This is a genomic window from Pseudomonas sp. B21-028, assembly GCF_024749045.1.
In the GTDB taxonomy this organism is placed as follows: Bacteria; Pseudomonadota; Gammaproteobacteria; order Pseudomonadales; family Pseudomonadaceae; genus Aquipseudomonas.
Genome location: NZ_CP087184.1, coordinates 230,569 through 250,831, shown reverse-complemented (window position 1 = coordinate 250,831; position 20,263 = coordinate 230,569). Strand labels below are relative to the sequence as shown.

Sequence of the window (20,263 nt, the reverse complement as noted above, 5' to 3'; positions counted from 1 at the left end):
CCGCGAGATCTTGTCAAACTGCTGGTGGCCCTGCGTCGCGCGCTGAAGATGGGAGCTGTGTAGCCGCACAAGCCCCAAGCTGGGGCCCGTTACTTCGATTTATTGTGGCGAGGGAGCTTGCTCCCGCTCGGCTGCGAAGCAGTCGCAAGGTTTGGGACTCGCTTCGCAAGCCAGCGGGAGCAAGCTCCCTCGCCACGATCATTCCAGCTTTTTACAGGGCGGGTTCGATCAGAACGCCGGCAATACCGCGCCGCTGTATTTCTTCTCGATGAACGCCTTCACTTCCGGGCTGGTCAGGGCCTTGGCCAGTTTCTGCATGGCGGCGCTGTCCTTGTTGTCTGGACGGGCCACCAGGAAGTTGACGTAAGGCGAATCCGAACCCTCGATCACCAGCGCATCCTTGGCCGGGTTGAGACCCGCTTCCAGGGCATAGTTGGTGTTGATCATGTCCAGGTCGACCTGATCCAGCACCCGCGGCAGCATGGCCGACTCCAGTTCCTTGAACTTGAAGTTATGCGGGTTCTTGGCGATGTCCTTGGGTGTTGCCAGGGCGTTTTTCGGGTCCTTCAGCTCGATCAGGCCAGCCTTCTGCAAGAGGATCAGGGCGCGGCCGCTGTTGCTGCCTTCGTTGGGGATGGCGATGGTCGCGCCATCCTTCAACTCGGCCAGGCTTTTGACTTTCTTCGAGTAGCCGCCAAACGGCTCGACGTGCACACCGATCACAGTGACCAGGTTCGTGCCTTTGCCTTCGTTGAAGCTCTTGAGGTACGGCAGGGTCTGGAAGTAGTTGGCGTCCAGACGCTTCTGATCGACCTGTACGTTGGGTTGCACGTAGTCGGTAAACACCTTGATTTGCAGGTCCACGCCTTCCTTGGCCAGGGCTGGCTTGATCAACTCAAGGATTTCAGCGTGGGGTACCGGAGTAGCCGCTACCACCAGCTTCTCCGCGGCCTGGGCCAGGCCCGAAGCCAGCGCTGCCGCCAATGCGGTGAACAACAGAACCTTTTTCATGCAGTGTCCTTATCGAAAATCACGGTCGTCATGGACGACGGTCAATGTGGAAGTGCCAGCGAATTGCTATCGCTGGCGTGGTACGGAAGATACCGATATTTTTTATGCCTTAACAATACCTTTTATAGAAGTACATATATCAATTGCTTATAGGTCTGCGCAGGCTTTTTCATGCGAAGCGGATATCCGAGCTTCGCTCCCTGATGTCACCGTAGATATCATCCGGTGCCTCGCCACGCCGACCGCTACTGAATCTCTCCTCGGTCAGTCCCAGGAAGCCTCGGGCTTTTTCAATGTACTTGTCCCTATCGATTGTGTAGGTAACGCCCTTGACCGGGTAGTTGGCATAGCTGACCACGTCCTTGGCGGTCAGCACATTTCTGAGATCGTTTTGCAAGGCCATGAGGTTGCGTCGCCCTGCGCCTCGGACCAAAGGGCTCGCGGCCCTGGCGTAGTCACCGATGCGCGTCCCACGCAAGGCATTACCGCGGCCCAGTGTCACGACGTCACTGAGCGACTCGACCGTTTTCCGCAAGGCTACCGAGGTACCTTTGCCCAGCAGTTTTCCCGTCAGGGAAGCCCCACCGGACACGACGCCCAAGGCAATGCTGGCGTAACTCAGGAGCTGGGTCGCGACGGCGTCCGGAGCCGTCTCCTCCAGCACGATGGACGCTATCGATGCCGCGCCAGACACTACCTCCAGCGTCAAGGCCGTTGCGGCCGAAAACGACATTCCTATCAGGGGTGCGGATGCACCCAGGGTGGCGATGGTGAATGCAACGGAAGCGATCGCGAAAGCAGCGGTAAAACCAATCTTGATCCAGCCCCAGGTAGAAATATGGCCGGTCGGATCGCTCAGGTTGATCGGGTCCCCGAGACAATAGGCGTAGGGGTTGAGACCGCCGCCATCGAAAGGGCTCCAGCTGTCTGGCCGGTGAAATCGCATCAGTACCGGATCGTAGGCCCGATAGCCGTTGCCGAGCAGATAACAACCGGTCACCGGATCCAGCGGCTCGCCGCCGAGACCGAACAGACTGCCCAATCCGTCCGTCGCCGAGCGCTGCCCATAGGGCGAATAGGCATGCCGGGTGTTGTCGTCACCGCAAAGTGCTTGCAAGACGTTACCCCTGCCGTCGGTCCCGAATAGCAGCGTGTCCTGGTCCTGGGACATCGCCAGCAACTGCCGCTCTTCGCACAGGATGCTGCGACTCTCCTCTCCCGCTACTTCGCTGCATAACTGCTCTGCACGGTAAAAACGCCGACATGGCTTTTGCCCTGCCCACTCAATGGCATGCAGTCGGTCGGAGGCATCGTATCGATAACGCGCCAATGTCGACCTTGAGTCAGCCGAACTCACGCGCTCCAGGCGACCCAATTCGTCATAGTGCAGGTTTCGTCCATGGGCATCGTTGAGCAGGTTGCCGTCATCGTCGTACCGGAAGGTCGCATTGGCGGAGACATAGTCGGGATGGCTGTTGGTAACGGCACTGAGCTGGGTTTTATCCGCCAGATCGTATCGATACGTTGCGGTGTTCGCGCCGCCTGTGAAATGCGTAACGACCTGGCGGAGGTTATCGAGATAGTCATAGGCGTAGTTCTGCGAAGCGATGATTTTACCTTGCGCGTCCACCGGCGCCTGCTGGCCATGACAGGCGTAACGGGTCAACCGGCCTCGCAAGTCATAGGCAAACGTCTCGACACGCAAGACTCCGTTGGACTTGAGCGTACGCAGGCGGAGCCTGTCGCCCGGACCAAACGACTGGGCCACCTCGACGACGTCATTTCCTTGGGAGGACCGTCGAAGGATTTCGCGGCCAAACTCGTCATAGGCCAGGTCTGTGACCATCGAAAGGCCCGATCGGGGGTCGGTGACGGTGATGCGCTTGACTTGTTCTTGAGCGTCGTACGTGTACGCGGCGCTGATGGATGCCTGAGTGGAGGCGGCAGCCGGGCCTTGGGTGATTGCCGCCAGGCGTCCCGTCCGGTCATAGACACAGGTGCGGATCGTGCCGTTGACATCCGTGTGGACCATCGGCTTGCCCATCAACGAATAGGTTTGCCCACTGTCGAACCGGTCAAGTGCCGTGACCCATGACTCCCGGCTGAGCCGGCCGGAAGGGCAGTATTCCATGCGTCGCTGCACCAGTGAATTGGACGACTCCTGGAGCAGACCCGTGCGAGGGTCGAACCGATGCCTCGCCGCGACGGACGCCTGGCCGCCGGAACGGCCGGTGAGGCCATCCTCAAGCAACGGATCATGGGTGAACCGCAATTCTTTTCCAGCCGCGGTGCTCTTCTGCGAAGGGTTCCTGCTGGAACCTGCATAGACCATCCGCTCAGTACGACCGCCAGACTGATTGCCGGTAATGCGCATCAGCCCGTCATAGGTACGACTTCCCACCACGTACCCGTTCGCGCTGATTTGGGTGGGATAGTCACCCTGGCTCTGCGGGGCGTACTCTTTTTCGATCACGGTGCCGTCGGGTAATGTCGTATTCAACACACGGCCGGCCAGATCGTACGTATAGCGGGTAACCGCACCGTCGGAAGCGATTTGCTCGATACACCGTCCCAGTCCATCGTATCCATAGACGGTAACCTCCCGCACAACGCCTGCCAGGTCCACACGTTCGACGCGCGACGGCTTCTCCAAGGCGTTGATGAATGTACGGGTCTTGCCGCCGCCCTCCATCCACTCGGTGCGGGTACGCGCTACAGGATCGATTTCATCATGGGCAATCACCTGCCCGCGGCGGCTGATGCGGCTCTGGTGTCCCCAGTCGTCGTACCCGTAATGGGTCTCCAGCGTTTTCGGCTCGCCGTTGAACCAGTCGGTTTGTTCATCCGACTGCAGGCGTCCGAGGCCGTCGTACTTCGCCTCATAGATCACACGCATGGGCGCGCCGGGCATATCGACGTCTTGTTTCTCGACCCTGATGGTGCGTCCAAGTCCATCGCTGCGGGTGGCCGTCAGGGCTCCGCGGGAATCCTTGACGATGACAGTGACACAACGATCATCGGAGCTGGCCTTTGCTTGATAGATGAACTGGCGCGACGCCGAGCGGCCAGTCTCAGGCATCACCGTTTCACGGGTCAGTTGCCCCAGCGAATCGTATTCCATGCTGACGGTATTACCGCCGGACTCACCGGTCCTGATCAACCACCCGCACACGTCATGCCAGTCCTGTCTCAGATGGCTCAGCCCTTGAGCGCTGAAGGTCTGGTCGGTGCGAACGTTATCGTTCTCGCGCTGATACGCATAACGGTGCTCGTTGCGAACGCCGCCTACGGTTTCGACCTTGCTGTGCAACCGCCCATGAAAGAAGTTATTGACGTTGTTGATGTAGCTCAATCGACAATCCACACGGGGCTCGCTGACGCCTTCCTCGTACAGTATTTCGCTGGCGAGCCGGACACAGCGGCTACCCGCGAGCAGCGAGGGCAGCTCACTGTAGGTGTAACGCACCACAGTGGTCGGCGCGGCGGCGAAATCGGCTGAGGCGATAATCGATTTCTGCTTTAGAAAACAAGGCACGCCGATTGGGCTGGCGGGACAGTCCGCGCTCCCTTGTGCCGGAAAGTACTCATAGACCTCCCGCACCCCACCCGGACCGGTTTTTTCCAGCAGATTCCCATGTTCATCATAGGACGTACGGGTGATCTCACTTCTGCTGTCAGTGCGGCGTCGCCCCTCGACCACGCGGGTGTCAAAAACGCTATCACGTACAACCCGCTGCATCTGGAACTGCGGGGGCTGATCCCTGAACGCTCGATTGGGCACATCGTAGTATTCGATTTCCCGCAGTTGCATCGTGCTGCCACTGATGGTTCTTTGCGAAATCATCGAGTGGAAGCGGTTATAGGTGCGTATGACCCGGGAAGACTCACGCAGGCCACTTGGGCCAGGCACCATCTGGATCTGGGTGCAGGAGTATTCGTAGTTGCCGCTGACGTCATAAAGCACATCACGCTCAGCGGACCAACGCACCCCGGAACCATGCCCAAGAAAATTCCTAGCGGAATATTCGTACATGCTGATCATTGCCGGCTGTCCCCCGCCAGGGGACAGGATCGATTGAGTCACAACGGGCAAGTAAGGCACCGGTGCCCCGCTGGGCAGCTTATGACCCTCAACCTTGTACTTGAGTGTTTGCCGGGCCCCGCTTGGCTGGAGGATTTCAGTCATCAGCAAAAAGCCATGGTCGTACGAATAGTCAAAGGACCAGGTCAACGGGACATTTTCAGCGGTGATCAACCTGATCTGTTGCAGTCTTCCATTGCCCAGGGCAAACAGATATTGGAGTTTTCTCGAGGGGATATCCGGCCATACCGTGATCATCGGAGCCGTCGATGCGTACCGGGCGTAGTCGACCTGCAAGATTCGGCGATGCTGCTGGTAAACCGCTACCAGTTGCCGTCGGCCAGTGACGAGACGGTACTCATAGAGCGTTTCCTTGCCCTCGGGACTGTATTCCCGCGCCAACAGCCATTCATCATGGACTGTACCGGGGCGTGAAAGAATCTCGGTCCTGCCATCGATGTGTTCAATGACAAGTTCATTGCCTTGCATCGTGACGCACAAGTTATCGAGCTTCTTGTCCTGGAAAGCGACCTGACGTCCATCGGTAAAAAGCTGATAGGTTTCCCCGCTCGTCAGCGTCAACTTTCGTCTGCGCTGATCATAGCTGCAAGTGCGCAAGGACCAACCGGTTCCAAAACCAAGGTCCCGATCATTGAAGGAATCGTATGCCAGGGTCACTGATACTTTCGACCCGACGGCCGTGTCAGGCGGCGTCGCGTCCAGCGCCACGCTGCAACTGCAGCTACCGGTGCGGGGGTCCACGCCCGAACGGACAAAACTGTCGAACTTGAAAGCGGCCGAAGTCAGCTGCCCCTGAAGAGGTGAAGTGGTATTCATCGGTTCGTCCTTGAACAAATTGTTTTTATATCCGGATCACACGGACCGCCAGCGGATTATCAGCCAGCTCCACGCGCAGCTCATGACGATTTCCATACATGTCGCGCAGTTCCAGTGCAGTACCCATTACAGGGTCCCTCACCCAGACCTTTCCGAGTTTCCCGTAGGCCAGAACCAATGCAACACGCCCGCTTTCACTCCGATGCCTTCCCAATACATCCGGACGTTCCCAACTCACTGCCCCCCCGGTTCGTATAGGTTGACCGTTCCCGTACCCGACAAGGTAGTAACCCGAATAACGCCTGTCCGCGCTGCCTATCCTCGGATGAACACTCAGGCTGAAATCCGCTACGAACCCCATTCGCTGCTGATCAACTATCAGGTCCAGCATAAAAAGCTCGACCTTCTCGATATCCCCCCTTGAACTGGAGTAAGGGGCGGAAGTACGACTAAGCGAGTATTGTTCAGAGCGGTAGATGGCTGGCGGAATTGGAACTAACGTGAGCGCGCCAAATTCATCCTGCTTATTGGATCGAAACGTTACGCCGTCTGCTCGTGTCATGCGTAGCTGCAAGTCGATGGGCCTATCGGAGCTGGACGTGACAAAAAAATCCCGCGTGTAGACAAATTCCCCCGACGGCACCGAGCCGCGGACTGGCATATTGGGTGGGAGCTGGCGAAAGCGGGGATCCTCCCGATCGATATATTTCCATACACCGACATCGCCGCGATGCCTGTCCTTGGTTAGCTCCGCGCCCGTATGCCCATCAATCAGGACAATGGAGTCGAGTTCAGCCTGGGTCAGCGGAAGACTACTTCCGAACCAACTTTGAACTTGAACAAACACCTTTACCATTAATTGCTGATAACCATTGCTGTATAGCTGGTTACCACCCGTTACGGAAAAAATTCCGAAATCCTTCAAGTCATTCCATTCCGACTGCTGCGCTGCGACAGGTGGGCTATTTTTGTATTCCATTTAAATCTCCGGCATTCCAGTTAATGGTCATGGTCTCGCGCCTCATTCGGCTGAGCACTTTGCTTCGCCATCCAATTAACAACTTCAGAGCACCGGCGATCAAGCGCTAAAAGCGCACAAATTGTTTGCACGACAAACTAAAAATCCGCACAAACAAAATCTCTATCGCACAAGAACTTTTAATCCCCACATAACAAAAACCCCGACAACTCCAAAGTTGCCAGGGTTAAATATTCTGGAAAATCTTATGCACTAACCTTATGCCGACGAGCGATTTATTTTAATCACCCAGGTTACTGAAGATTCGCTAAACCAGTGAAACCTGGAACCACTACGAGGACTCCGTTAAATGCGGCAAATTGAGATGTTCCGGCAATATGTAATCCCCAACGCTCACCAGTAACGCAAAATGAATGACGTTCTCCAACTCTCGGGTATTGCCAGGCCATCTGTGCCGTTCAAGTGCACGTTGCGCCGCTTCGCTGATCAGCGGCATGGCCAGGCCGAGGCGCTGGCTGTAGATGCCCAGGAAATATTCGGCCAGGGGCAGGATATCGCCCACCCGATCACGCAGGGCCGGCAATTCGAGATGGCCTTCGCTGAGGTAGTGGTAAAGCCGTTCGTGAAATTTTCCGGCCGCCACCGCTTGCGCCAAGTCGATGCTGGTGGCCGCCACCAGCCGCACGTCCACGGGGCTGGGCTGGTGAGCGCCAACGCGGGTGACTTCGTGGTTTTCCAGGGCCGCCAGCAACTTGACCTGGATCGGCAGCGGCAGGTCGCCGATTTCATCCAGGTACAACGTGCCGCCATTGGCCGAGCCGAACCAGCCGGCCCGGCTGCTGGCCGAACCGCTGTAGCTGCCGGCCGCATAGCCGAACAATTCGGCGTCGGCGTAAGTCGGGCTGATGGCGCCGCAATTGACCGAGACGAACAGCCCGCCACGATCGCTTTCACGGTGGATATGCCGGGCAAGCAATTCCTTGCCCGTACCGGTTTCGCCACGAATCAGTACCGGGATTGCGCGTGGCGCCAGTTGCTCCAGTGCCTGGCGCAGCTGGCGCGAGCGTGGGTCAACGAACACCAGCGCCTTGGCGCGGATGCTCAGGGGGCTTTTTTCCGCGTCGGGAAAGGTCAGCAACGACTGACCGAAGGTTTCATGCAGGCTCATGGCAGACTCCCGCCCCACACCGCAGGGTAACGGGAGGGCGTTAAAAAACTCAGGCGCGACGCAGGGCGTGATGCTCCGTGCGGTTTTGCAAACGGTAGAGATAGGCGAAACCCTGTTCCCAGCGCTGATGGCCGGACTGCACGTTAATGTGCCCCGCTCCGGCCAGGATCCCGGCTTCGGCCCCCCAGTGACGCGCCAGTTCCAGCGCACGCGGTGCACTCACTGCGTGGTCGTTGTCGGAACTGACCACCTGGCTGGGAAAGGGCAACGGATCGGTGGGAATCGGTGCGAAATTGCGCAACGCAGGCGCACAGGCCGGCCGTTCGACATCCGCCGGTGCGACCAACAACGCTCCGCGAACCTGCCGTAGCAGTTGCAGCGGCGCGGTGGCGGCCCAATGGGCAACCGTGATGCAGCCCAGGCTGTGGGCAATGAGGATCACCGGCCTGTTGTCGGCGGCAATGGCCTCGGCCAGCGCGGCCACCCAGTCTTCGCGCCGGGGCGTCAGCCAGTTGTCCTGCTCGACCCGGGTACTGTTAGGCAGACTGTTCTGCCAATAGGTCTGCCAATGATTTTCCGGCGATCCTTGCCAGCCCGGCACAATCAGGTAGCGAGTCGATTCGTTGCGCATGGGTGCTCTCCCGCGTGTCTGTTCAGGGACGAGTATAGGGAGGAGAACCATATTGCTTAAGGAATAAGAAGATATTTATTAATAATTAAATTGAATATAAAGCTTTGTGAGAGCGAGCCTGCTCACGAAAGCGATACACCCGTCGCCACTGCGTTGAATGTGAGATCGCTATCGCGAGCAGGCTCGCTCTCATAGGTTCTGCCTCTGCATCAGTCACTGCGCCCCTTTCTCAACAACTCATTCAACCGATCCACCACCATCGCCCAATCAGCATCCTCGAGGATTTCGTCGCGCAGCAATTGCCGCTGGCCCTCGTTCCAGAAAAACGCGTCAGCCAAGTGCAGTTCGGGCTTGAGGGGTGAATGGCTGGCAATGAACTGATCGATGCTGACGGCATCGTCGGGCAGCCCCAGTTGCTTGAACAGGGCGGGAAGGCTGTGGATTGGGGTTTCCATGGGAGCTCCTGACATGGCTGGAGGCGGTTTCTCTTCCAGCAGTCTAGCCTTTGGAGCGTTGCCGGACTGGTTAAAATTCGATCAACCCAGGGTTCGACTAGACTGTGGGTAACGACTGTGGATAAACATCACAATGGGCGTTGCGGAGGGTCCGGTGAATATTCGCTGCTTGATGCTTGCGCTGTTGGCCATGAGTGGGTCGGTGCTGGCTGCCGATGGCTCTGCGCCGATGGTCGCCAACGCCCTGGGTTTCTGGCTGATTGCCTTGGGCGTGGCATTACTGATCGCCGAGGCGGCCTTGCCCAACTATGGCGTAGCCGGATTGGGCGGCATCATTTTGTGTGTCATCGGCGCGATTATCCTGACCAACGCCGATGTACCCGTTCCCTTGATGATCGGGTTGGGCCTGGTCAGTGCCTTGCTGTTGATCTTCCTGTTGATCCGCGCGTTGAAAACCCGACCGCGCCAACCCGTCAGCGGCGATGCCGCGTTACTGGGAAACATCACCGTGGTCACCACCCTGCTGCCCGGCAATCATCACCATGGCTGGGTGCAGCTGGAGGGCGAACGCTGGCAAGTGGCATGCGCGACGTCGCTACGGCCTGGACAGGCGGTGCGTGTCATCGCTCGCAAGGGCTTGCTGCTGGAAGTGGCCCCCGCTGATTCACAAGGAGCATGAGATGGGTATGCAAATCGGTTTTGTAATGCTGCTGTTACTGCTGATCGCGCTGGCAGCCTCGACCTTCCGGATCCTGCGCGAATACGAACGTGCGGTGGTGTTCCAGCTCGGCCGGTTCTGGCAGGTCAAGGGGCCCGGGTTGATCCTGCTGATTCCAGTGGTGCAGCAAATGATCCGCGTCGACCTGCGCACCATCGTGCTCGACGTCCCCCCCCAGGACGTGATCACCCGGGACAACGTTTCGGTGAAGGTCAATGCGGTGCTGTATTTCCGCGTACTCGACCCGCAGAAGGCAATCATCCAGGTCGAGAACTTCCTCATGGCGACCAGCCAGTTGGCCCAGACCACCTTGCGCGCCGTGCTCGGCAAACACGACTTGGACCAACTACTGGCCGAGCGCGAGCAATTGAATGGCGATATCCAGCAGGTGCTGGATGCCCAGACCGACGCCTGGGGCATCAAGGTGGCGAACGTCGAAATCAAGCATGTGGACCTCAACGAATCGATGATCCGTGCCATCGCCCGGCAAGCCGAGGCCGAACGTGAGCGGCGGGCCAAGGTAATCCACGCCGAAGGTGAGTTGCAGGCTTCGGAAAAACTCATGCAGGCCGCCGAGATGCTCGGGCGCCAGCCAGGCGCCATGCAGCTGCGCTACATGCAGACGCTGGGGTCAATTGCCGGGGACAAGACTTCCACTATCGTCTTTCCCCTGCCGATCGAGTTGCTCAAGGGGATGGCGGAGCTGTCGCCGAACAAGTCCTGATGGACCGCTGGAGATAGAAGCACTGCCCCGAGGTGACTACCTGCTGCTTTCTCAAGGTTTGTATGAGCTCCTGTGGCGCGACGTTTCGCTAAATCCCCTCGCCACAAAGGTCATCGCGTAGATTCTCCAATGCGTCATAGGGCTTCTGCGCCCACCGCTCCACCCGCTCGCGCAGCAATGGCGAAGCCTCCCGGCGCTTTTCATCGCTGTCATCGGCAAATAGCTGCGACGGCTGTTTGGCGTGCCGTCCCACCGCCGCGAAAGATTGCTTGGGCTGGGCATCATCGAGTTGGAAAAACCTCGCCAGCCCTCCAGTCATCGCCTCGGGCAGCTCGTTGTAGTTGACCGCCAACCCGCCAGCGCCGTGGCAATACTCAAATCCCATCTGCAACAACCGGCCCAGCCGTCGCGAGATGAAATCCTCCTGGCCGCTGAATGGCAACCCATCGTCCAGCATGCTCGGACCGAGCATCCCCGGCACCATGTGCATGCCGGGGCGGCGCAGGTGGGACACGGCGATCTCCAACGGATCGCGGTACACGAACAGCCAGGGTGTGTCGGGAAAACATTCACGCAGGCGCGGCAGCTCACCAATGTTCCAGGCGTCGAGCTTGATCACCAATCGCCGCTCCACGCCTCGACGAGGTTGTCCATAGGCCGACAGCAATCCCTGGAGCGCCGCGTGGCGTTCGGCGGTGGGCAGGGCACTGCGCAGTAATCGATCCAGCGGCGGCGGTTCGGAGACGACGATGTGGTCGTCCAGTTGCGCCAGCATCTGGCTGATCAGTGTCGAGCCACAGCGCGAGGCATGGAAGATGAACGCGCTGGGCGCAATTCCGGGGCTCTGATGCTGCCACTGGGCGAGCGCGTCCAAGGGTGTCTGGCGCCGGAACGCCTGATTGAAGGGCAGGCGCAGGGCGTCTTCCACGGCATCACCGAAGAAGGGTTGCGACAAGGGCTTCTCGCCAAACCAGCACCAATCGACCCGCCACTGCCCCGCCTCTTGCCACACGCGTATCGGCAGCCAGCCTTGCAGGTTCAGGCCTTCCATTGCTCGCTCCACTGCCGGCGGCCATTGCGCATGGCCGTCCGCAGCTCTTCCCGGCGCACCTGTAGCCCTTGCCGGGCAGCCAATGTCACGGCGCATTCGATGAAAGCGTCCGGGTCTGTCAGGCTCTGCAGGGTACGGGCGAGTTGCGGATCGCTTGCCACCTGTTGCTCAAAGCGCAGGAAGTCGCCACGTTCGTCGCGGGCAGCTGGGGTGGTGGGCAGCCCATCGACAATCTGTTGCTCCAGCCATGGGCCAGGGCGACAGTCGAGCACCAGATGGACCCGTGGCGACCGGTCCCGATTGTCGACACGATGGGGCCGCGACAGATCGAGAAACCAGCATTCACCGGCCTTCATCGGGATACGCTGCCCCTCCAGCCAGAAATCCACGTCTGGTGGGCTGAGCAACGGGACATGCAGGCGCAGGTCGGCGTCCGGCCCACCCAGGTCGTAGTCACGGTGTTTGTGGATCTGTCCGCCGGGACCAAGCCGCAACAGCCGGGCCGAGACGATCTCCAGGGGCCAGTCGCGCAACGCCTGGTGCCAGCGATCGTCATCTGCCCAAGGCGGCCGGTGCAAAGGCTGTCCCTGTCCGGGTGACAATTCGGTCAGCGCGTCGGCCGCCGAAATCAGCGCCACGCCACTCCAGTCACCGCTGTAGTAGGCATTGTTGAAATGCCCTTTCCAACGGTCCGCCTCAATGGCTGCCAGCGCTTGCAACAGCAACGGCAGATGCACCGCTACCGGCAGCCGGGAAAACGCCGGACGCGTCATGCGTGCGCCCCGTTATGGCTTCACCGCCGCCGTCGGCACCGTGATGTCGCCCTGGGCCCACGCCGCTTCGCGATTGGCCAATGCCGTGGCAATCGACTGCACCTGAGTCGATTGCACTTCGTCGGGCATCGGGTCAAGACCGGCGCTGGCGAAGATCTGGCCGTAGGCATTGCGCAGGTCGGCATAGGACAGATCCCGTCGCAGATCAGCCTGCAAGGTATTGAGCTCACCCTGGATCAGGTCCAACTCACCGATGCCGGCGGCCTGATAACGGTTGCGCAACTGGCCGACGATTTGCCCGTCGATGTCCGACAGTTGCTGGTTGGTCTTGAACTGGCGCAGCGCATCGCGATAGTTGGCGTTGGCCACGTACAACTGCGCCAGCACGGCAATCGACATTGCCTGACGCCGCGCCGCCGCCACTTCTTCACCGGCCTTGGCCACGTCGATGGCCGCCGGGGCGGAGATCACGTTGAACAGGTTCCAGGTGACTTTCACGCCATAGTCGGCCCAGCCCTGTTCCACCAGGAACGAGTTGCTGTCGTAGTGTCCGCCAGCGGAAAACTCCAACCCCGGCAACAGCCGCAGCATGGCCTTGCGGGTTTCGGCGGCCGTGATGCGTGTCTGGTAATCCTGCTCGCGCAGTTCCGGACGGCTGGTCAGGGCTTCGTGTTCGAGACGGGCCATGTCGACCTTGAGTTCCGGAATCTCGTACTCATCCGGGGTCGCAAGGGTCAACTCGGTGCCCAGGGGCAGGTTGATCAGGGTGGCCAGTTCGGTCTTGGCCAGGGACAACGCGCGCCGCTGCTCTTCAAGCTGGCGGGTGGCCTGGATCAGCGAGCGCTGATAACCCAGGGCCTGCACCGGGTCACCGATGCGCTGCTCGCTCATGCTCTGGCTGTTGTTGCGCGCCGCCTCGACCCGGGCCATCAGGCTGTCGATCTGCTTGAGCAGGCGTTCGGCGGCCATGGCTCGCCAATAGGCCGAGCGTACGTCCTGAACGATGGTGTTGATCACCTTGCGCCGACGTTCCTGAACGATCAATCGTTGGTCACCGGCCTGCTTGGCGCTGATGTAGCTCACGCCGAAGTCGAGCACGTTCCAGACCATGGTGAGGTCGGCCACTTCACGGTCACGGTCCTGGGAGGTCGACGGTTCCAGGGACTGGGTGCCGGTCTCCACGCTCTGGCTGCTGGACGCGTTGACGTTGTTGCGACCCACGTAACCGGCGTCCAGCGCCATGCGTGGGAGCATGTCGAAACTGGCCAGGTCGAGCTGCCGCTTGGCCAGGGCCTCTTCCATGATTTTCAGGCGCCCTTCCAGGTTGTACTTCACTGCCCGGGCCATGGCCTGATGCAGGGTCAACGGGCCGCTGAGAGGCTCCTGGCCCTTGTACATGTTTTGCAGATCGGTTTGGGCGCGCTGTTCGCTGACGCTACGATCGATCGGCTCACTGGTGACTGCACACCCGCTGACCACCACTGCCAGCAGACTCATACCGAATAACTTCTGACTTCTATTCATTCCCTGGAATGCCCCTGGTTGCCGCACAATTTTTCTTATTGAATGCTTCAGGCCTGTGCCTGACTGACGCCCACCTGTTGTAACGCCATCGCCAGGCTGTCGACTTGACGCTGCTCAGTGTCCTTGAGGTGTTGCAGTTGTTGACCCAAAGTCGGTGCGCCGAACATTCCGCGCATACCTTGGGAAACATCGCCCCCCTGCATCGACGAATTGCCAAAGGCATCCATCGACTCGCTTTCGGCGCCGGAATCATGGTTGAACAGGGTCGAAATGGTGCTGCTACCGAACACCCGCCGTCGCCACCCCCAAAACCGAGGAACCCTTGACCCGAGCCATCGCCGGCAGCGTCAGTACTGAATACCTGGGCAATATAGCTGGGCGCCAGTTCGCCACGGTTGATGAAAATATCGCCTATTGGTCGCAGGCCGCCGCCCACATCCCGTTGCTCGAACAGCGGTGGGAAGCCCAACGGCGAACCCAGGTCGCCCGTCGGCGGCGTGAAGACGATCGGCTGCAACGGCACATCGGACGGCGGAATGACCGTGACGGGATCCGACGTCAGGAAATCCGGCGGTGGCTTCACGTCGTTGGGCACCACCGTGTCGATGGCGTAATTGTTGGACACCGCCACGCTTGCCCCGGCATTGCCCGCCCCATCACTGACGTTACTGGTGTCCAGGGCGATGAAATTGCTCGGGTCGGTGAGATTCACCGTGGGGGTGAAGGTCGCAGTCCAGGTCTTGCCACCGTCGCTGCTGGTCAGGTTGGACAGTTCGCCGTTGGTGACGCTCAGGTCCGACAGGTCGAAACCGGCCACGGCTTCGCTGAAGGTGATGGTCACCTGGGTGGTTTCGCCCGCACTCAGGCTCGGATCGGCAACAACGATAGTCGCGCTCGGCCGGGTGGCATCGAGTGCGTAGTTGCTGGAGATCGCAATACCCGCGCCGGCGTTGCCGGCAATGTCCTGCACGGTGCTGGCGTCGAGCAGAATCAGGTTGGTGGCATCGTTGACACCCGCCGTAGGCGTCAGGGTCGCCGTCCAGGTCAGGCCGCCGTCACTGCTGGCGAGGTTGGACAGCACACCATTGGCGACGCTGAGATCCGACAGGTCGAAACCGGTCACCGCCTCGGTGAAGCTGATGGTCACGGTGGTGGTCTGGCCAATACCCAGGCTGGTATCGCCGACCACGATGGTGGCGCCCGGACGCACCGTGTCGACGGCGTAGTTGTTGGAGTTCACCACGCCGACACCGCTGTTGCCGGAAACGTTGATCACGCCGCTGGTATCCAGGCTGATCAGGTTGCTGGTGTCGGAAATCCCGGCGCTCGGAGTGAACGTCGCCGTCCAGGTCACGCCACCGTCAGAAGACGACACATTGCTCAACGTGCCGTTATTCACGCTCAGGTCCGAATTGTCGAAACCGCTGACCGCTTCCGAGAAGGTAATGGTCACCAGCGAGGTTTCCCCCACCGTGAGCGAACTGTCCGCGACCACGACAGTGGCGGTCGGCACCTGTGTCTCGACGGTGTAGTTGGCCGAGTTGGTGGTCCCTGTCCCGGCGTTGCCAGCCGCATCGCTCACACCGGTATTGTCCAGGACGATGAGGTTGGTGGCATCGCTCACGCCCACAGTCGGCGTGAACGTGGCGGTCCAGGTCAGGCCGCCATCGCTGCTGCTGACGGCGCTCAGGCTGCCATTGGCCACGCTCAGGTCAGCGTTGCTGAAACCGGTCACGGCCTCGGAGAAGGTGATGGTCACCAGCGCGGTTTCGCCCGGGCGCAGCGCTGCGTCGCTCAGCACGATAGTGGCGGTCGGGCGCTGGGTGTCGAGGGCATAGTTGTTGGAATCGGTGGTTCCGGTGCCGATGTTGCCCGCCAGGTCGGCGATACCGCTGTTGGCGAGGGTGATGACATTGCTGGTGTCGTTGATGCCGGCACTCGGCGTGAACGTCGCGGTCCAGGTGATACCACCGTCACTGCTGCTCAGCCCGGTGACAGTACCGTTGTCCACCGTCAGGTCGGCGGCGGTGAAAGCGGTCACCGCCTCGCTGAAGGTGATGGTCACCAGCGAAGTCTCGCCAGCACCAATGGCGGTGTCGGCCACGACGACAGTCGCGGTGGGGCGCACGGTATCGACGGCATAGTTGTTGGAGTCGGTGGTGCCGACCCCGGCGTTGTTCGCACCGTTGCGCACACCGGTGTTGTCCAGGGTGATCAGGTTGCTGGTATCGGAAATGCCGACGCTCGGCGTGAAGGTGGCCGTCCAGGTCACGCCGCCATCGCTGCTGCTGACGTTGCTCAGGGTGCCGTTGCTGATGGTCAGATCACTGTTGTCGAACCCGTTCACCGCCTCGTTGAAGGTGATGGTCACCGTCGAAGTTTCACCAATACTCAACGAGGAGTCGGCGACCACGATAGTGGCCGTCGGCACGTTGGTGTCGACCTCGTAGTTGTTCGAACTGGTCGTGCCGGTACCGGTGTTGCCCGCCGCATCACTGATGCCGGTGTTGGTCAGCATGATGACGTTCGTAGTGTCGACGATCCCGAGGGTCGGCGTGAGGGTCGCGGTCCACGTGATGCCGCCATCGCTGCTGCTGACCGCGCTCAGCGTACCGTTTGCCACGCTCAGGTCAGCGTTGGTGAAGCCGGTCACGGCCTCGGAGAAGGTGATGGTCACCAGCGAGGTTTCGCCGACGCTCAACGCATTATCGGCCACGACGATGGTGGCGGTCGGGCGTTGCGTATCAACGGCATAGTTGTTGGAATCGGTGGTGCCAGTGCCGGCATTGCCCGCCCCGTCCACCACGCCGGTGTTATCGAGGGTGATCAGATTGCTGGTGTCGTTGACGCCGGCGCTTGGGGTGAAGGTAGCGGTATAGGTGATGTTGTCGCTGGTGCTCAGCCCGCTCAGGCTGCCGTTGGCAGTGGTCAGGTCGGCCAGGGTGAAACCGGTCACCGCCTCGCTGAAGGTGATGGTCACCAAGGAGGTTTCGCCGGCGGCGATCGCCGTGTCGGCAATCACCACGGTCGCGGTGGGACGCACGTTGTCGACGGCATAGTTATTGGAATCGGTGGTGCCGCTGCCGGCGTTACCCGCCGCATCGCTCACTCCGGTATTGTCCAGGGTGATGAGGTTGCTCGCGTCACTGGTGCTGGCACTCGGGGTGAGTGTCCCGGTCCAGGTAATGCCGCCGTCGCTGCTGCTCAGCCCGGTGACGGTACCGTTGGCGACCGTCAGGTCGGCGGTGGTGAAGCCGGTGACCGCCTCATTGAAGGTAATGGTCACCAACGAGGTTTCGCCGATACTCAACGTGGAGTCGGCAACGACGATGCTGGCGGTCGGGCGCTGCGTATCGATGGCGTAGTTATTGGAGCTGGTGGTGCCGGTGCCGGCGTTGCCCGCCGCATCGCTCACCCCGGTATTGGCCAGGACGATCAGGTTGGTGGCGTCGGTGACGCTGGCGCTTGGCGTTAGCGTCGCGGTCCAGGTGATTCCGCCATCCGCACTGCTCAACCCGCTCAAGGAGCCGTTGGCGACCGTCAGGTCGGCCAGGGTGAACCCGCTGACGGCCTCGCTGAACGTGATGGTCACCAGCGAGGTTTCACCTGCGCTCAGTGCAGTGTCGGCCACCACGATCGTTGCGGTGGGACGCAGCGTGTCGACTGCATAGTTGTTCGAATCGGTGGTGGCCGTGCCGGCGTTGCCGGACAGGTCGGCAACACCGCTGTTGTCCAGCGTGATCACGTTCGTGGTGTCACTGATGCTGGCAGTCGGGGTGAGTGTCCCGGTCCAGGTGATACCGCCGTCGCCGCTGCTCAACCCGGTGACGGTACCGTTGGCAACCGTCAGGTCCGCGGTGGTGAAACCGGTCACCGCCTCGTTGAAGGTGATGGTCACCAGCGAGGTTTCACCCGCTCTCAGCGCGTTGTCCGTCACCACGATGGTAGCGGTCGGGCGCAGGGTATCGATGGCGAAGTTGTTCGAGTTGGTGGTGCCCACGCCGACGTTGCTGGACAGGTCCATGACACCGGTCTTGTCCAGGACCACCAGGTTGGTGGTGTCGGTGACGTCGGCATCCGGGGTCAGGGTCGCCGTCCAGGTGATGCCGCCGTCGGCACTGCTCAGGCCGCTGAGCGTACCGTTGGCCACCGTCAGGTCGGCGGTGGTGAAGCCGGTCACCGCCTCGGAGAAGGTGATGGTGACGGCCGAGGTTTCACCGCTTTTGAGCGCGGTATCGGCCACCACAATGGTCGCCGTCGGCGCCACGGTGTCGTTGACCGCGTAGTTGTTCGAGTCAGTGGTGCCCACGCCAGCGTTACCCGCCAGGTCGACAACGCCGGTGTTGTCCAGGGTGATCACATTGGTGGTGTCGGCGATGTTGCTGGCCGCCGTCAGCGTACCGGTCCAAGTGATGCCGCCGTCGCCGCTGGCCAAGCCGGTTACCGAGCCGTTCTGCACCGACAGATCCGCCGCGGTAAGCCCTGTCACCGCCTCGGAGAAAGTGATGGTCACCAGGGACGTACCGCCGGAATTCAAGTTGGTATTGGCCACCACGACGGTCGCGGTAGGCGGGGTCAAATCCGGCACATAGTTGGTATTGATGGTCCCGCCGTCACCGTAGACATTGGCCACGGAAGCGGGCGAAGTACCTGCGATGCCAGCACTGCCGCCCCCGGTGCCGCTGCCGCCGACGTTGCCCGACAGGGCCGCGAAGTTGGCGGCGGTGATCAGGATCGCGCCCTTGTTCCAGATGGCGCCAACGCCGACGCCGCCCGCACCGCCGGTGTGGGTGTAGCCACCTCCGGCGCCACCACCGCCACCGCCACCGCCGGCGCCGATGTTGTTGGAAATCACTGAGTTGCCAATGATGCGCAGGGTCGCGCCGGTATCGTTGTAGATACCGCCGACCGCGCCGCCACCGGCACCACCGACCGCGTTGTAGCCGTCACCGCCACCACCGCCGCCGATGGACAAACCGGCGCTGGCCGCTGTGCCGCCAGCCGACCCGGTGCTGTAGCCCGGGTACGCAGCACCACCGATGCCACCGGTGGAGTTGCCACCCCGTCCGCCCATGTTGAAGAAACCGCCGCCGGCGCCGCCTTGTCCGGTCGAGCCGACGGAGCCCGTGGCATTGATCGTATCGCCGCCCTTGCCGCCGGTACCGCTGCCGACCGCACCGCCACCACCGCCGCCGCCACCGGCATACTGCGGCGTCACGCCACCACCGCCACCACCGCCCGAGGCGGCGTTCGCGGTGATCGTGACGTTCTTCAGGGTCAGGGTCCCGGCGTTATAGATACCGCCGGCCTTGGCGACCGCGGCATCGACGCCACCATTGCCACCGTCACCCGCCACCATGCCACGGGTAATCACCAGGCCATCGAGGGTCGCCGTGGTACCGGACGTCACGCTGAGGACCTGGGTACGAAATTGCCCATCGAGGGTGACATCGGCGACGTTGTCGTTATTGAGGTCGCCATCGATGGTCACGTTCTTGTTGACCACCAACACCTGGGTCAACGCGACGGTCATGCCGCTGCTGAAGGTGACGATGTCGCCGTTCTGTGCCGAAGCCAGGGCCGCGCGCAACGAGCCGATGCCGGTGTTGGCGTTATTGGTGGCAGTCCAGGTGGCGAGGCCCCATTGGTAGTCGCTCATCGCGTTGGCCGACAACGCGTTGGCGCTTTCGATATTGCCGGTGGCGATTTCCAGGTCCCAGTCGCCGCCCAGACCGGTACGGTCGTTGGACGCGGCCACATCGCGGCCGGTCAGTTGCGCCAGTGAATCGACCAGCTCCAGGCCACGCTCGCCTTGGGCGGTGTAGCAGCCATAGATCAGGATATCGCCACCGGCGTTCATGTCCTGGCCAATCTGCGCCAGCACCTCGGCGCGGGCCTGGACGTTGTCCGCCGACAGGTAGGCGTTGCCCAACCACAGATCACCGGCGTTGCCGTGGGCGATGATCTGCACCGAGCTGACGCCCTGGTGGGTGTCCAGGTAATCGGCGATCTGCTGCAAGCCATCCTTGGTGGCATCCAGTTGCACGACCTGGGTGCCGGGCGCCACGCCTTCGAGCAGGCTGGCGGCGTCCTTGACCCGGGAATCAACGAATACCACCGACTTGCCCGGAACGGCAGCCTCAGTGGCGTCGGTCTGGCCCGGGGCCGCATGGGTATCGGTGGCCTGATCGGCCGTGGGCGTCTTGGCCGCGTCGGCGGTGGGGTGGGCGTCCGGCTGCGCGGCATCGGCCACGGTCGCGGCGACGGCGCCGTCGAACAGCATCCGCGGTTCCAGGGACATGATCATTGGC

12 protein-coding genes are annotated in these 20,263 nt (G+C 61.1%); 2 read left to right on the top strand and 10 right to left on the bottom strand.

The window, feature by feature from the left end; translation table 11 throughout:
• Positions 1-228: 228 nt before the first annotated feature.
• From LOY35_RS01110 to LOY35_RS01085, 6 genes are all read right to left on the bottom strand, one after another.
• Complete coding sequence (locus LOY35_RS01110; RefSeq protein ID WP_258629795.1) at positions 229-1,011, bottom strand: MetQ/NlpA family ABC transporter substrate-binding protein; 783 nt, start codon at positions 1,009-1,011, stop codon at positions 229-231.
• A 169-nt stretch (positions 1,012-1,180) separates the two neighbouring features.
• Positions 1,181-5,929 carry an RHS repeat domain-containing protein gene (locus LOY35_RS01105; protein WP_258629794.1) on the bottom strand — a complete coding sequence of 1,583 codons (4,749 nt, stop codon included), beginning with the start codon at positions 5,927-5,929 and terminating at the stop codon, positions 1,181-1,183.
• Between the two features lie 25 nt (positions 5,930-5,954).
• Positions 5,955-6,908, bottom strand: coding sequence for a hypothetical protein (locus tag LOY35_RS01100; RefSeq protein ID WP_258629793.1), 954 nt, complete (start codon positions 6,906-6,908; stop codon positions 5,955-5,957).
• A gap of 331 nt (positions 6,909-7,239) precedes the next feature.
• Entirely contained in the window at positions 7,240-8,076 is an 837-nt protein-coding gene (locus LOY35_RS01095) for a sigma 54-interacting transcriptional regulator (protein WP_258629789.1), read from the bottom strand.
• A gap of 49 nt (positions 8,077-8,125) precedes the next feature.
• The gene (locus LOY35_RS01090; RefSeq protein ID WP_258629787.1) at positions 8,126-8,707 is read right to left on the bottom strand and encodes an alpha/beta hydrolase; all 582 of its coding nucleotides are present in this window, start codon (positions 8,705-8,707) and stop codon (positions 8,126-8,128) included.
• A 209-nt stretch (positions 8,708-8,916) separates the two neighbouring features.
• Positions 8,917-9,162, bottom strand: a complete 246-nt coding sequence (locus LOY35_RS01085) for a DUF2789 domain-containing protein (RefSeq protein WP_258629785.1) — start codon at positions 9,160-9,162, stop codon at positions 8,917-8,919.
• A gap of 154 nt (positions 9,163-9,316) precedes the next feature.
• Here LOY35_RS01085 and LOY35_RS01080 point away from each other — a divergent pair, with 154 nt between their 5' ends.
• Together LOY35_RS01080 and LOY35_RS01075 are read left to right on the top strand one after the other, a co-directional pair.
• Positions 9,317-9,841, top strand: a complete 525-nt coding sequence (locus LOY35_RS01080; RefSeq protein ID WP_258629784.1) for an NfeD family protein — start codon at positions 9,317-9,319, stop codon at positions 9,839-9,841.
• 1 nt (position 9,842) lies between these two features.
• Complete coding sequence (locus tag LOY35_RS01075; protein WP_258629783.1) at positions 9,843-10,604, top strand: slipin family protein; 762 nt, start codon at positions 9,843-9,845, stop codon at positions 10,602-10,604.
• An 88-nt stretch (positions 10,605-10,692) separates the two neighbouring features.
• On the opposite strand, the gene LOY35_RS01070 is transcribed toward LOY35_RS01075, so the two are convergent.
• The 4 genes from LOY35_RS01070 to LOY35_RS01055 are packed head-to-tail and all read right to left on the bottom strand — an operon-like array spanning position 10,693 to position 20,259.
• Positions 10,693-11,655, bottom strand: coding sequence for a sulfotransferase family protein (locus tag LOY35_RS01070; protein ID WP_258629782.1), 963 nt, complete (start codon positions 11,653-11,655; stop codon positions 10,693-10,695).
• Positions 11,643-12,428 (bottom strand): aspartyl/asparaginyl beta-hydroxylase domain-containing protein, encoded by a 786-nt coding sequence (locus tag LOY35_RS01065; RefSeq protein WP_258629780.1) that lies wholly within the window; start codon positions 12,426-12,428, stop codon positions 11,643-11,645. The genes LOY35_RS01070 and LOY35_RS01065 overlap by 13 nt, the downstream gene beginning before the upstream one ends.
• 12 nt (positions 12,429-12,440) lie before the next feature.
• Positions 12,441-13,952, bottom strand: coding sequence for a TolC family protein (locus LOY35_RS01060; RefSeq protein ID WP_258629779.1), 1,512 nt, complete (start codon positions 13,950-13,952; stop codon positions 12,441-12,443).
• A complete protein-coding gene (locus LOY35_RS01055) occupies positions 13,945-20,259 on the bottom strand; it encodes an Ig-like domain-containing protein (RefSeq protein WP_408981234.1) in 6,315 nt (2,104 codons plus the stop codon). The genes LOY35_RS01060 and LOY35_RS01055 overlap by 8 nt, the downstream gene beginning before the upstream one ends.
• Positions 20,260-20,263: the final 4 nt, after the last annotated feature.